This window comes from Vibrio sp. 10N.222.55.C7, from assembly GCF_041473335.1.
Lineage (GTDB): Bacteria > Pseudomonadota > Gammaproteobacteria > Enterobacterales > Vibrionaceae > Vibrio > Vibrio crassostreae_C.
Genome location: NZ_JBFRSC010000021.1, coordinates 403109 through 418779 on the forward strand (window position 1 = coordinate 403109; position 15671 = coordinate 418779).

General features: G+C 45.0%; 6 protein-coding genes. 1 reads left to right on the forward strand and 5 read right to left on the reverse strand.

All coding sequences use genetic code 11. The features are described from left to right. A partial coding sequence (locus AB4482_RS09030; RefSeq protein ID WP_372180805.1) for a cadherin-like domain-containing protein occupies positions 1 to 9729 on the forward strand: 9729 nt, incomplete at its 5' end. 75 nt (positions 9730 to 9804) lie between these two features. On the opposite strand, the gene AB4482_RS09035 is transcribed toward AB4482_RS09030, so the two are convergent. The 5 genes from AB4482_RS09035 to AB4482_RS09055 all read right to left on the reverse strand — a co-directional run bounded on the left by AB4482_RS09035 (position 9805) and on the right by AB4482_RS09055 (position 15454). Then, positions 9805 to 10569 carry a transporter substrate-binding domain-containing protein gene (locus AB4482_RS09035; RefSeq protein WP_017061488.1) on the reverse strand — a complete coding sequence of 255 codons (765 nt, stop codon included), beginning with the start codon at positions 10567 to 10569 and terminating at the stop codon, positions 9805 to 9807. A 255-nt stretch (positions 10570 to 10824) separates the two neighbouring features. Continuing rightward, positions 10825 to 12591, reverse strand: a complete 1767-nt coding sequence (locus AB4482_RS09040; protein WP_017061487.1) for a sodium:solute symporter family protein — start codon at positions 12589 to 12591, stop codon at positions 10825 to 10827. Positions 12592 to 13451: 860 nt separating this feature from the next. Next, complete coding sequence (locus tag AB4482_RS09045; protein ID WP_017061486.1) at positions 13452 to 14078, reverse strand: bifunctional 4-hydroxy-2-oxoglutarate aldolase/2-dehydro-3-deoxy-phosphogluconate aldolase; 627 nt, start codon at positions 14076 to 14078, stop codon at positions 13452 to 13454. A 73-nt stretch (positions 14079 to 14151) separates the two neighbouring features. Then, a complete protein-coding gene (locus tag AB4482_RS09050; RefSeq protein WP_017061485.1) occupies positions 14152 to 15084 on the reverse strand; it encodes a sugar kinase in 933 nt (310 codons plus the stop codon). 34 nt (positions 15085 to 15118) lie between these two features. Further along, complete coding sequence (locus AB4482_RS09055; RefSeq protein WP_009846518.1) at positions 15119 to 15454, reverse strand: cupin domain-containing protein; 336 nt, start codon at positions 15452 to 15454, stop codon at positions 15119 to 15121. Positions 15455 to 15671 lie beyond the last annotated feature (217 nt).

Here is a 15671-nt window from a genome sequence, read left to right on the forward strand (position 1 = left end):
TTCTCTGTTGTAGCTGAAGACTTCGACCAAGATAAATCGAATGCGATCGATTTGAAGATCACGGTGACGGATGATGTGCCAACCATCACTGATACGACTATTGCTAGTACGTTTGTCGTTGATGAAGACGATTTAGGCTCTGTTGTCGCTCAGGCGACAGGCTCGTTTGTTACCACGGAAGGTGCAGACCAAGTAGAGGTTTACGAACTGCGTAATATCTCAGCTCTTGAAGCGACATTGACCTCTGGAACTGAAGCGATTTCTATTACAGAAATCACAGGGGCGGCTAACACAACGACCTATCAAGGTACGACGACAAGTGGAACGCCAATCTTCACGTTGGGATTAGGTGATGATGGCTCTTATAGCTTTACGTTGTTAGGTCCTCTGAACCATCCAACAAGCCCGAACTCCAATACCTTAACGATTCCATTCGATGTCGTTGCCGTTGATGGTGATGGGGATGATTCTAACCAATATGTATTGCCAATCGAGGTGCTTGATGGTGCGCCAGTAATGACGGCGCCAACGGGTGAAGCGGTTGTCGATGAAGACGATCTTACTGGTATTGGTTCAGATCAATCTGAAGACACCATTATTAATGGACTATTCACGATTGATGAAGGTGCCGATGGCGTTGTGAAGTATGAGTTGGTTAATGAAAATTTAGTGATTGCGGGCTTAACCTCTGATGGAGAAAGCTTAGAGTGGCAAGCTGTGTCGCAAAGCGGCACAACATTTACTTACGTTGCTCAAACAGCAGCGAGTAATGAAGCGGTGTTCGAAATTATTTTCGATACCTCAGATAACAGCTATCAATTCGAATTGTTTAAACCACTTAAGCACCTTGATGGCGCGGGTGAAAACGCGATTAACCTTAACTTCTCTGTTGTAGCTGAAGATTTCGACCAAGATAAATCGAATGCGATCGATCTGAAGATCACGGTGACGGATGATGTGCCAACCATCACTGATATTACTGTTGCGAGTACGTTTGTCGTTGATGAAGGCGATTTAGGCTCTATTGTCGCTCAGGCGGCAGGCTCGTTTGTTACCACGGAAGGTGCAGACCAAGTAGAGGTTTACGAACTACGCAATATCTCAACGCTGGAAGCGACGCTATCGTCGGGCAATGAAGGTATTAAGATCACTGAGATCACAGGTGCCGCTAACACGACTACCTACCAAGGGGCAACGGACCCAGGTGGAACGCCAATTTTTACACTAGTACTGACTGATGACGGTGCTTATACGTTTACCTTGCTTGGCCCTCTCAATCACGCTACGACACCAAATAACCTCGATACATTAACAATACCGTTTGATGTTGTTGCTGTTGATGGTGATGGCGATGATTCTAACCAATATGTATTGCCAATTGAGGTGCTCGATGATGCGCCAACGATCACTGATACGACGGTTGCGAGTACATTTGTCGTTGATGAAGACGATTTAGGTTCTGTTGTCGCTCAGGCGACAGGTGCATTTGTTACGACTGAAGGTGCAGACAAAGTTGAGGTTTACGAACTACGCAATATCTCAACTCTAGAAGCGACGCTATCGTCTGGCAATGAAGGTATTAAGATCACCGAGATCACAGGTGCTGCTAACACGACCACCTACCAAGGTGCAACTGACCCAGGCGGAACGCCAATTTTCACATTAGTGCTGACTGATGACGGTGCTTACACGTTTACCTTGCTTGGACCTCTCAATCACGCCACGACACCGAGCAACCTCGATACACTAACAATACCGTTTGATGTTGTTGCTGTTGATGGTGATGGTGATGATTCTAACCAATATGTATTGCCAATCGAGGTGCTAGACGATGCGCCAGTAATGAGTGCGCCAACCGGTGAAACGGTTGTCGATGAAGACGATCTTACTGGTATTGGTTCCGATCAATCTGAAGACACCATTATTAATGGACTGTTCTCGGTCGATGAAGGTGCCGATGGCGTTGTTAAGTATGAACTGGTTGATGAAGATTTGGTTCTGACTGGCTTAACCTCCGATGGAGAAAGCTTAGAATGGTTACCTGTTTCTGTATCTGGCAGTACGTTTACTTACGTTGCTCAGACAGGCACAGGTCAAGTGCCTGTTTTCGAGATTATTTTTGATACGTCAAACAACAGCTATCAGTTTGAACTGTTTAAACCTCTCAAGCACCCTGATGGTGCCGATGAAAACAACATCGAACTTGATTTTTCAATCATTGCTGAAGATTTTGACCAAGACCAATCAAACGCAATCGATCTGAAAATCACAGTAACCGATGATGTTCCGTTAGTGACAACTCAGTCTATCACTCGTATTGAAGGTCAGAATTACAATGGTTCTAAAGTCGATATGTTTGCCAATGCGACCGATGTGGGGGCTGATGGCGCGGTACTGAGTCGAATTGAAGGTATCTCAAGTAACGGGGCTGATATTGTTTTTCAACGAGGTAACAATACAGGCTTTAGCGATGGCTTGAATGTTCAAAGTGGACGTCGAACTATCCGTGTTTATGAGCAGACCGATGATGGCAATGGTGGTACTCAGGAAAGGCAGCTGGGTACTTTGCGTATCAACTCAAATGGCGAAATAGAATTTAGAGCTACCAATTATCTCGATCATGATGGTGACTCCATCGACTTCTCGATCAATGTGATTGCGACAGACAGTGATTTGGATACGTCATCTACGCCTTTGAACATCACGATTACGGATGAAGAGTCTTCAGCAATCTCGCTCAAGGTGACTACGTTTGAGGATGCGGGTAGAGACTCTACAATCCCTTACGCAACGGGCGATGCTCCAAACTTAGAGAATACCCAAGATAATCAAAGTGGGTTGCCTGATGCCCCTGCACAAGTTGCGTTACAGGTTAACCTGAAGGACCAAGATAACAACGAGTCCATCGGCCAACTGACGATCCAGAGTAGCAATCACAGAGGGACGTTCTATTACTTTGATGGCGTGGACTATCACAAACTAGTGGCAGAACCAAACGGTGATATCTTGTTTGGTCCTCCTGAAATGCAGCAGAGCTTTGCTCCAAGTACGAATCAACCATTAGACACCATCGCGACAATCGACAACTTGTTCTTTGTCCCAGACCAGAATTTTGGTTCTGGTGAAAATGGGGTTCGAATCAATTATGAGCTCGAAATTGATAATAATGGTTCACTAGACCATACCGTAAACTCAAACTTTAGAATTGAAATTGAAGCGGTTGCCGACATTGCGACTTGGGATGATGCGAATAGCACTTATCAATATCAAGTGAATGAAGATGAGGACAATGTGACGCTGCAGCTGAACGCAGAGTCTCAAGATAACAGCCGTACTGAAACCATTACTTATGAACTTGAGGCGATTCAGGGTGATGGGAAGTTTGAGCTGTTGGATCAAAATGGCAACCTGTTAACGCCCGTTAATGGTGTTTATGTCATCGCATCTGCAGATATCAATAGCACTGAAGTTAACCCAATCGACAACTTCTCTGGACAAATTGAGTTCAAAGCAACGGCAATTACGGAAGAAACACGCAACCCATATGATGATTCAGCCAACGGTGGGGTAGACAAAACGACCGCTCGCTCTGTAGAGCAAAACATCATTATCGATGTGACTGCTGACGCCGACCCTGGAAAACTCAGTGTGAGTCGCATTAGGATCAACGAAGACAACATTGATGATCCTGATTATCTAGGTCCTCTTGATAATAAGGACGCATTCACGTTAGACGAAGTTATCACCATGACGGGATCCGTTGATACTGATGGATCTGAAGAACTCTTCGTTCGTATTAACAATATTACTGAAGGCGCGGTGCTTAGTAGTACTGATAGCAATGTAACCATCAACACAGTGACTATCAATGGCATCGTTTACCAAGAGATTGCTTATGCTGACTTAGCGAAAATTGAAGTTACTCCGACTAAACACAGCAATGTTGATTTTACCTTTGACGTAACCGGTGTGGTTAAAGATACCGCGAACCTATCTACAGGGGCGCAAGTTGATGAAGAAATCCTAGGAACTAAAACGGTTAACGTTGAGGTTAAAGGTGTTGCAGATATTCCTTATGGCGGTACAAACGGTACGGCTTGGACAGCAATCACCGATGGCACAACATCTGGTGTTCAAACCACGATCCAAGAGAGCCAGAATGGAGACAACTATGCCGAGCTTGATTTCACGGTGTTGTCTGGTGAACGTAAACCTGATGATCTCGCGGATTCTCCTTTAACAGGAGATGGGTCTGAAGCAATCACTGTAATCCTTTCGGGTATCCCTGACGGGGTCATCCTCGAAGATGGCGATGGTACAGTGATTGACCTTAATTTTGTTGGTTATGAAACCGGTCCGGGTGGTAGCCCTGATCTGTCTAAACCTATCTACGAAGCTAACATCACTGACGCAGGTAAAACCTCAGGAATTCGCATCAGACCTGTCGATTCTTCAACTGAGAATATTCATATTCAGGGTAAAGTGATCGTGACTGAGAATGACGGTCATACGCTTACGTTTGACCAAGAAGTGCGCGTGCTTGTTATACCTAGAATCGACACATCAGCAACTTATGTCAATACGACTAACGGTGATGAAGATGCGGCTATCAACATTGATTGGCACCCCGAAGGTGCAGACTATATTGATTCTGATGAGCATTTCACTTCGATTACGATTTCCGGTATTCCATCGGGTGTCACACCTACCGTAAATGGTGATGTTACTGTTGTAAATGATGGTGCAGGTACGTTAACTATTACTCCTAAAGACGCTAGTCAAACACCGGAGCAATTTACTCAAATTGCATTAGCGAATAACTTCATTCAAATGACGCCCCCGGCTGATTCTAGTGCAGATTTTACGTTGACCACCGAACTTAAAATGGAAGAGCGAGATCATGAGTATACGCCTAGCGGCTTAGAGGATGAAGATGGTGGTTATGTCGAAGCCGATCCAGATATAACCGGAATCATTAACGTTCAAGTGCGACCTGTGGTTGAGCCTGAAGATGCGAGCAACAAGCTTATCGTCGATGATGTGCTGGGTACTGGAGCACTAGCAACCGTAGTTGCTGATGCAAACACTGGCGTGCTTAAGTTCACTACCAATAGCGATAATACATCGGTTACGGATGAGTTCGTCATTCGATATCAAGAAACAGATGCTTCGTCCGTTATCGAAGAAGTGGATCAGTTAGTTATTCAATTAACAAATGTGGACGACTCGGCTCTATCAGATGCTGTACTCAATCAACTGCTCGTTATTGGCGCTGCTTATGAAGGCAATGGGCGCTGGGTTGTAACGAATGAAGACATATTTAGCATAAGTGCACCGAACGGCCTTGTTCTTCCTTCAGGAAACAGCGGGGCTGGAGGGTTCAATGACATCAAGATGGACATCTTTAGTACGGTGATAGACCGAGGTGATGGTGCTGAGGTTGAGTCATCTACGGCCGCTCGTAGGGACGGAGAAGTCACTCTGTCATTCCCTCAAGTGGTGGCTGGGAGTACTAAGGTTGCAGCCGATATTGATATAACACCAGACAGTGTTGTTGATGCGATTGAGGACACCCAGTTAGATCTAGGTACGGCATTGAATGGTTTAATTACTTTCTCGGGCGAAGATGACTCAACTGATCAAGTGACCATCATTATTGATGACAGTGTGACCATTAATCCAGGAGCGGTGAACGAAGTCACCTTCCCAATTAGTTTATCGGGAAGCAGCGACCTAGACTTTGTTAATGGCAAATATGTATTCCAGACTACCGTCGATCAAGGGGTCTCGACCGACCTCTCTGGACTACTGCTTAACTTACCAGCCGACTACTCCGGCGACTTTAGGTTGCCGTTGACGATAGTAACTAAAGACGTATTGTCGGGGGATGAGAAAACTCTAGTGACAGAAGTAGTCATTAAAGTTGCTCCTGATGTTGAAGGTAACCCAGATATTGACGTTACTGTCGTTGGTTCGCTTGACGATTCGTTTAACCCTGTCGATACCGACGGTCAAGCAGGGCAAGATCCAGTCGGCTACGAAGATACCTATATCCAACTTGATTTCAGCTCGACCATTGATGACCAAGTAAGCGGAGTTGAAGGTGGTGACGAAAAATTCACCTCTATCACACTGACGTTAAATGACACGAGTGTTGGGGCTTTCTATACCAGCGCAGGGGTATCGCTTGGCACATCGGTGACCTTTAATGAAGCTGAGATTAATGCAGGCGCGTTGGATAATGTACTATTCCGACCGGCGTTAAATTACCCAACAGATAATGACGTAAATCAGGTGCAAGTGAATGTCAGCGGGACGATTACCGATACTGCTACATACAATGATGCAGCTTCGCCAACTGGCAGCGCGACTGATACCGATACTTTCTCTACCAATGTCAGTTTTGAAGTCGTTCCTGTGGTGGATGACGTGTCTGTCACTGGCCCGGGTAGCGATCCTGATGTTATCGAGATTACGGGTACTGAGGACCAGCTGATTTCTTTGTCGGGCACAGGGCCTGTATCGATTGCACTGACTGACCTTGATGGCTCAGAACAGTTTGTGTCGATTAAGTTTACAGATGTACCTGATGGCTTCCAGATGCGTGCAGATGCTGGTTCGGCATACACGGTGAAGAATAATGGTGGTGGTGAGTGGAGTGTTCAACTACCTCAAGCATCAGGGTTATCGTTCGACTTGAGTGAGATTTCGATTTTACCGCCTAAGGACTTCAGTGGTACGGCTGAATTTGGTGTTGCCGTATTTACTCAAGAATCTTTGTTGGGTGTGCCTACTGCAGCATCAAATCTGCCAAGCTTTAAGCTGCATGTGGTACCTGTGGGTGATGATGTTGATACTAATCCAACAGATTCTGTGACAGGTAACGAAGGTCAAAACATTGATATCGAAATCAATGCGACGATTTTGGATAAAGAGCTATCTGCAACGGGCAACGGCACTTATACCGAGAATGCACCAGAGACACTTCGAGTAGAAGTTGCGGGCGTTCCTCAAGATGCCTCTATCTATTATCCAGACGGCACAACCTTGGCTAGTTATGATCCAGTTACGCAGCTTTGGACACTTGATGTTCCTGCACAGTCGCTCGATAAGATCGTATTCAATTCAGGTGAACACAATAGCGATACGGGTAATGTATTAGGCATTAATGGCCCGCTGCAGATTACCGTTCGCTCTGTGGATACTGACGCTGATAACACCGAATATTTGGGGACGCCAACCAGCTTCGATGTTGATCTGGTGATTGATCCTATTAACGATCAACCGATCTTTGTGAACGTAACGAATATTGAAACATCGGAAGACATTAGTGTTGCTATCGACAACTTTAGTATCTACGACGTTGATGCTAACTTTGATAATCCAGACGCTCCGTATGTTCTTACGTTGCAAGTCGATCAAACACTTCCGGGAGCGCAAGGTGTGTTTGAGTTTACGAGCTCACCTGACGTGACGTTTGTATTGCAACCTGGTGGCTCATTGGTGATTACCGGTAAAGAAGCCGACATCAATACCGCATTGACTAATGGAGCCGTGACTTTCAAACCAGACCCAGACCAGAACTATCTCAACCAGAGTGGTTTAGTCACGATTAATGCAACACTCGATGACGGCGGTAATAATGGCTTGATTGATGCGGGTGATCCGAATACAGCACAGACCAACCAAACTACTTTCACCATTAAAGTAACGGAAGTGAATGACGCTCCTGTGGCAACTGATGTTGATTTAGGTTCGATTGCTGAAGATGGTCAAATAGTGATTGTGGAAGGAGACTTGATTTCAGTAAGTTCTGACATTGAAAACCATAACCTGACGGTTACGGGTGTAACCCTGACTCAAGGACAAGGCCAATTAACGCGCTTTGAAAACGCAGGTGGCGCCGATAACGCGGCGATTACCGGACCATTCTGGCTATTTGTAGCGGACAACGACTTTAACGGTGACGTTAAATTCAATTACTCAATTACTGATGACGGTACAACTAATGGCGCGGATGACTTCCTAACCGACAGTGCTGAAATTAGTCTTGAAGTAACGGAAGTGAATGACGCTCCTGTAGCAACGGACATCGACTTGGGCAACATCCTTGAAGAAGGTCAGTTGATCATCAAAGAGGGCGATTTAATTGCTGCGACGAGCGATCCGGAAAACGACACGATTACCGTGACTAATCTGGCGCTCGATGAAGGCCAAGGTCAACTACAACGCTTCGAGAACGTAGGTGGTGCTGATGATGCTACGATCACTGGCCCATACTGGGTATTTACGGCAGCTGATGAATACAACGGCAACGTTAAGTTTACCTATACCGTAGAGGATGATGGTACAACCAACGGCGCTAATGACTTCCTAACGGATACAGCGGAGATCACCGCGATTGTCGATGGAGTGAACGATACACCGGTCGTTAATGGTGACAGTGTCACTACGGTTATTGACGAGGATGCTGGTCAACTGTTGAGTGGTATCAATGTCAGTGACCCTGATTATGTAGATACATTTTCTGATGATCTGATGACCGTCACGCTGACGGTGGATTACGGTACATTGAATGTATCACTTCCAGCAGTGACGACGGTTGTTGTTAACGGCAACAACACGGGTTCAGTCATCTTAGTGGGGACATTGAGTGACCTGAATGCGTTGATTGATACGCCAACCAGTCCAAATGGTGTATTTCTTGATGCGAGCCTGTCTCCAACCAATAGCATTGGATTAGAAGTTGTTGCCAAAGACAGCGGCAACCCTTCAGGTATTGCGATAGAGACAGCACCTGTGGTTTACAACATCGCGGTGACGCCAGTGGCGAATGCACCAACCCTGTCTATCGATAGTGCGACTAACTACGTGAGAAACATTACTGCGAGTCAGTCTGTGAGTGCGAGTGGCATTCCTTTAGTTGGGATTATCGCAGCCTTAACGGACATTACAGAAGAGCTAACGCTGCATATCAGTGATGTACCTGCTGGCGCTCAAATCACCAGTGCTGCGGGTTCTGTGACGGATCTTGGCGGTGGTGTTTGGGTAGCAACGGCAGATGCAATTGAAAGCTTGCAAGCGGTTGGGCTTTCTCAAACTCCAGGTAACTACACACTGAAAGTCGAGGCGGTTTCTGAAGAGACTGACAACAACGATACAGCAACCTCTGCATCGATTGACCTTAACTTGAACATTGTGTCTAACGCAGTTGATATTAACTTGGCTTCGGAAACCGATGATGTTCAGTTACTGGCTGGTGCTAATGCGACTGACTTAACGGGTGGTTCAGGGAATGATCGACTTGAAGGTGGCGCAGGTGACGATACGCTTGTTGGCGGTGACGGTAACGACACCCTGATTGGCGGCGGAGGCTCAGACATTCTGACTGGTGGTGATGGTATGGACTCGTTCGTATGGCTTAACATCGAAGATGGTGTTGAAGATACGATTACCGACTTTGATTTGTCGGAAGGGGACAGCATTGACTTGAGAGAAGTGTTGCCGGAGCTTAAAAATACATCTCCAGACATGACCGCGTTGCTACAACAAATAGACGCGAAAGTGGACGGGGATGATATTGAGCTTACGATCAACCCGGATGGCTTAGGTACTACGGAACAGGTGATTGTGGTTGAAGACCTTGCGCCACAGCTAACCTTAAGTAGCACCATGCCTTCGGACATTCTGGATGCATTGGTACAGCAGAATGTGATAACTCACGGTTAAAGCGAACCATTGAACCATAACGAAAGAGGCCAGCATTGCTGGCCTCTTTTTTGTTACGGTATAAATTGAAAAGAGTTACTTAAGGGAGTTGTGGATCAGGAACTCTTCTTCAACACCTTTCAATTTCATCTCATCCATAATGAAGTTCACCGTGTTCAACAAACGTTGTTCACCTTTAGGAATCAGATAGCCGAACTGACTGTTGGTGAATGGAGTTTCGCAGCGTGCCGCTTCAAGACGTTCGTCAGTTACCTGATAGAATAGACCTTCAGGCGTTTCTGTTACCATCACATCAACTTTGCCTTCTGCTACTGCTTTCGGTACGTCGAGATTGTTCTCGTAGCGTGTGAAGCTTGCATTCTGCAAGTTCGCGTCGGCAAAGATCTCGTTAGTACCGCCAATGTTCACGCCCACACGAACAGAAGAGTGGTTCACTTTCTCAATGCTGTCGTACTGTTCTGCGGTGCCTTTCGCAACCAAGAAACACTTACCAAAGGTCATGTAGCCTTGAGTTTGTTCCGCGTTTAACTGACGCTGCATTTTACGCGTAATGCCGCCCATCGCGATGTCGTACTTATCGTCGTCTAGGTCGGTCAGTAGATCTTTCCATGTGGTACGAACAATCTTCAATTCAACGCCTAATTGTTCCGCGATGTGCTGTGCAACATCGATATCGTAGCCAGAGTAGCTTTTACCATCGAAGTAAGAGAAAGGCTTGTAGTCGCCAGTAGTGCCCACACGCAAAGTGCCTGATTTTTGAATGTCTTCTAGCTGGTCAGCTTGTGCGACACCAGAAAGTGCCAGAGCAATGGAGGCAAGTAATAGTGATGTTTTTTTCATTGTAATTGTCTGTTGTGTTTGTGTTGTCATTCAAAGTAACAGAAACAATCAGAGAAAGAGATCAAACCATTGGAAAGGTTGGAAAAGAAGATAAAACGAGGGCAGGAGATAGGTATTTCTACGCTTTATGCACATTAATCGAGATGCGTTTCATATTCTATTTTGATAAACCGAAGACAAACAAAAAGCCCATGTTATCGAATAACATGGGCTTCATTTTGGTTTAACTTGTTAGCTGCTTATTTAGCTGTTTAGCTATTTGGCAACTGACTCGTTGTTCATCTTAGCCGGAGCTTTAGATGCGTTAACCAGCAGGATACCAACGGTTAGTACCATCGAACCACATAGTAGGAACAATAAGCGTCCTGTTGGTTCGTTTGGAATCAGAGCCATTGCTAGGATACCGAAACCGGCTGTGCTGATAAGCTTACCAAGCATTGAACGCTGTTTAGTATCTAGGTTTTGTTGCTCTTCACCTTCCGCTACAAGCGGCGTGTTCCAGTTAGTGAATAGTTGGTCAACTTCTTTCTCACGCTCTGGCGATAGGCCTTTGTAGAAGCGAGAAGTCATGATGAAGTAACCACCTGTGAACACTACGTGAGCAGCTAAGCTAAGACCTACTTTCAAGTCGCTCCATTCACGGCCTGTAAGCGCTGTTTCTAGACCAAATAGGTTCTCGATGTCTTCTGCTTGCAGAGAGATACCGAAGATGTAAGAAACGAAACCACCAACCACTAGAGTAGACCAACCAGCCCAGTCAGGTGTCTTACGAATCCACATACCTAGTAGGACAGGGATAAGCATTGGGAAGCCAATCAACGCACCTACGTTCATTACGATATCGAACAAGCTTAAGTGACGCAGAGAGTTAATGAATAGACCAATCGCAATGATGAAAATACCCATCATGATAGTCGTTATCTTACTTACAATAACCAGCTCTTTCTGAGTCGCATTTTTACGAAGAATCGGGCTGTAGAAGTTCATTACAAAGATACCAGCGTTACGGTTCAAACCTGAATCCATAGAAGACATCGTTGCAGCGAACATTGCTGACATAAGAAGACCAACCATACCTGCTGGCATTACGTTTTGTACGAATGCTAGGTAAGCAGCATCACCGGCTTTGTCGCCCATTGATGTGTATTGCTCAGCGAACTCAGGCATGAATGCACTAACGTACCAAGGTGGTAGGAACCAAATTAGTGGACCAACAACCATAAGGATACATGCTAGGCCTGCCGCTTTACGTGCGTTTTCACTGTCTTTTGCACATAGGTAACGGTATGCGTTGATGCTGTTGTTCATTACACCGAACTGCTTCACGAAGATGAATACAACCCAAAGGATGAAGATGCTCATGTAGTTTAGGTTGTTACCTAACATGAAGTCGCCGTCGAAGTTAGCAACAATGTTAGTTAAGCCGCCACCGTGGAAGTAAGCTGCTACCGCACAAGTGATTGTCACGGCCATGATTACAAGCATTTGCATGAAGTCAGAAGCAACAACCGCCCAAGAGCCGCCCGTTACTGCCATCAATACTAGAACCATACCCGTTACCACAATGGTAGCTTCCATTGGGATATTGAATACCGCTGCTACAAAGATAGCTAGACCGTTTAACCAGATACCTGCAGAGATAAGGCTATCCGGCATACCTGCCCATGTGAAGAACTGTTCAGACGTTTTACCAAAGCGCTGACGAATAGCTTCGATCGCCGTTACCACACGAAGTTGGCGGAACTTTGGAGCGAAGTACATATAGTTCATGAAGTAGCCAAAAGCATTGGCTAAGAATAGGATTACAATAACGAAACCGTCATTGAACGCGCGTCCTGCGGCACCTGTAAACGTCCATGCTGAAAACTGTGTCATGAAGGCAGTTGCACCAACCATCCACCACAACATTTTGCCGCCCCCTCTGAAGTAATCACTTGTAGAGGTGGTGAACTTACGGAACATCCAACCAATCGCGATTAAAAAGAAGAAGTAGGCGAGAACAACAAAAGTATCAATAGTCATCTTTTCAGCCTTTTAAATATCATAATTAACTGGGCTTAGATTAACGCGTTCCAAGGTTTATTTGTACTACAATATGTCTTTAGTATGATCTAGGTCGCATTGATTTTTCGGCCTCTAACGCGTGGTTGTATAAGTATTTGTTTTAATTGAATTTAAATGTGAGTGTATTTTGTTTGAGATCTAAAATAAATTGAGGGTTAAATGTTTATATGTATTACAATATAAACAAAAGCGCTTACTTTACCGTATCTATAAGATTTTAATTATAACCGTAACAAATGTGCTACAAATTGGTGTGTTGTGCGACGACATTCACGTTAATTTGGAACCCTATACTGAAAATTTTTGTATTGAGATTTCAAGTGTAGCTCATTGTTTTCACTTCGCTATTTTCTGTTTATCTGCGGCCATGAAGCCTTTCTATGCTATTTGTTTGTTTTTTGTGCCATAGAGGTGCGTATTTGGAATTTTTTGTCGCTGAGTGGGCGTTAAACTCGATGACGGGACACATTTTGCGGTGCACTTTGTCTATTGTGGTCTTCAGTGCATGCCATGAGAGATGCTTGATGACGTATCGAAAAGGAACATTGCTGGGTAAGGGGCTGGATAAGAAGCTGGATAGGCGATAGGGGGCACCAGTAACGCTTCGTTAGATGCGTGCTGGAGTCGATTGAAAGCTTACATTACTTGTTATTGCCTGTCTTAGTCGCGGAGCTGGACGAGCCCATAGAGAGAAAGGCGATAAGGTGTGGGGGAAACATAATGTTGATTGAGCGTGTTTTACGGTTAGTCAGCGCAATAAACGCCAGATAACAAAAAGCCCCACCGAGGTGAGGCTTCATCACTCAATCTAAAATAGATTAAGCGTTAACGTGATCAACTGCGTCACGAACCAGCTTGCCTAGTTCTTCCCACTTACCTTCGTCGATAAGGTTAGTTGGAACCATCCAAGTACCGCCACACGCAAGTACAGAAGGGATCGATAGGTATTCATCTACATTCTTCAAGCTTACACCACCAGTAGGCATAAATTTAACAGGGTAAACCGCTGTTAGTGCTTTAAGCATGCCAGTACCGCCAGAAGGCTCAGCAGGGAAGAACTTCAACGTGCGAAGGCCCATTTCCATTGCTTGTTCCACTAGGCTTGGGTTGTTAACACCCGGTACGATTGCAACGCCTTTATCGATACAGTATTGAACAGTGCGCGGGTTGAAACCTGGGCTTACGATGAAATCAACGCCAGCTTCAATAGATGCGTCAACTTGCTCGTTAGTCAGTACAGTACCTGAACCAATTAACATGTCTGGGAATTCTTTACGCATGATGCGAATCGCTTCGATTGCACATTCTGTACGTAGCGTGATTTCTGCACATGGCATGCCGTTTTCAACAAGTGCTTTACCTAGAGGGATAGCGTCTTCAGCACGGTTGATAGCGATTACAGGAATTACTTTTAGGTTTGCTAGTTGTTCATTTAATGTAGTCATGAATTCTTTCTCACGTTAAATGTGGGCTTGCTTTCAACTAAGCAAACCCTTGATTAATAGTTAAAGTGCGTAATTATAGAGACAGATCAGGCGTCGCTTCTAGAGGAATGATAGCACCTGGATGCTGAATCACAGTCCCTGCCACAATATGACCTGCTAACGCTGCATCACGTGCATTGCCACCGCTTAAGCGCTTAGCTAGGAAGCCCGCGCTGAACGAGTCGCCAGCCGCTGTAGTATCAACAATGTTGTCTACTGGGTTTGGAGCAACGTACTGAGCGCTTTGGCTTTCAACTACTAAGCAGTCTTTAGCACCACGTTTAATGATGATCTCTTTCACACCAGATTCAGACGTACGTGCAATACACTGTTCAATGCTTTCGTCGCCGTACAACTCTTGCTCGTCATCGAACGTCAGTAGAGCCGTGTCAGTGTACTTAAGCATCTTCAAGTACCAAGAAATCGCTTCTTGTTGACTTTCCCAAAGTTTTGGACGGAAGTTATTGTCGAAGAATACTTGCCCGCCTTGCGCTTTAAATTTGTCTAAGAAGTTGAATAGCTGCGTGCGTCCATTCTCTGTCAAGATAGCAAGCGTAATACCACTTAGGTAAACCGCATCAAAAGAGAATAACTTATCAAGTAGAGCAGGCGTGTCTTCCTGGTCAAACATGAACTTTGCTGCAGCATCATTACGCCAGTAGTGGAAACTGCGTTCACCAGTTTCATCGGTCTCGATGTAGTAAAGCCCTGGTTGTTTGTGATCAAGCTGAGCAATTAAGCTAGTGTCGATACCTTCCGCTTGCCACTTTTCTAACATGTCGGTACTGAATGGGTCAGTGCCTAGCGCTGTTACGTAGCTCGTGTTGATATCTTGCTCTTTTGTTAAGCGAGACAAGTAAAGTGCAGTATTTAGTGTATCGCCACCGAAACTTTGCTTAAGCCCGTCTTGTTTCTTTTGTAGCTCAACCATGCACTCGCCAATGACCGCGATGTTTAATGATTTCATATGCTTACCTTAGCAACTGAGGTTGCGCTGTTTATTATTTTAGGAAATCTTCACGCGCAGGGTTGAAGATATCAAGAAGGATGCTGTCTTGCTCTAGTGCAACTGCACCGTGCATCATGTGTTTACGAGCGAAGTAAGCATCGCCTTCTTTAAGGACTTTCTTTTCGCCTTCAATCTCAGCTTCGAAGCTACCACGAACTACGTAACCGATTTGGTCATGGATTTCGTGAGTATGAGGGTGGCCAATCGCGCCCTTATCAAAACATAGGTGTACTGCCATTAGATCGTCAGTGTAAGCAACGATTTTACGCTTAATGCCGCCACCAAGTTCTTCCCATGGGTTTTCATCTAGGATAAAGAAAGAGTTCATTGTGTATCTCCTAATCTGTTTAAATCTTTTAAGTGTTACTTAACTTGCATCCATCATAAGGGAATGAGCCTAATTGTAATACAATATATCTAAATTTGTGTGATATTGATCAAGCGATTCTTTATATAGCGTAAATAAATCAACAACTTAATAAATGGCTAATATTTACCATTAGCCAGCTACATCAATGACTTATGGCTAATTATGTGACTCTACT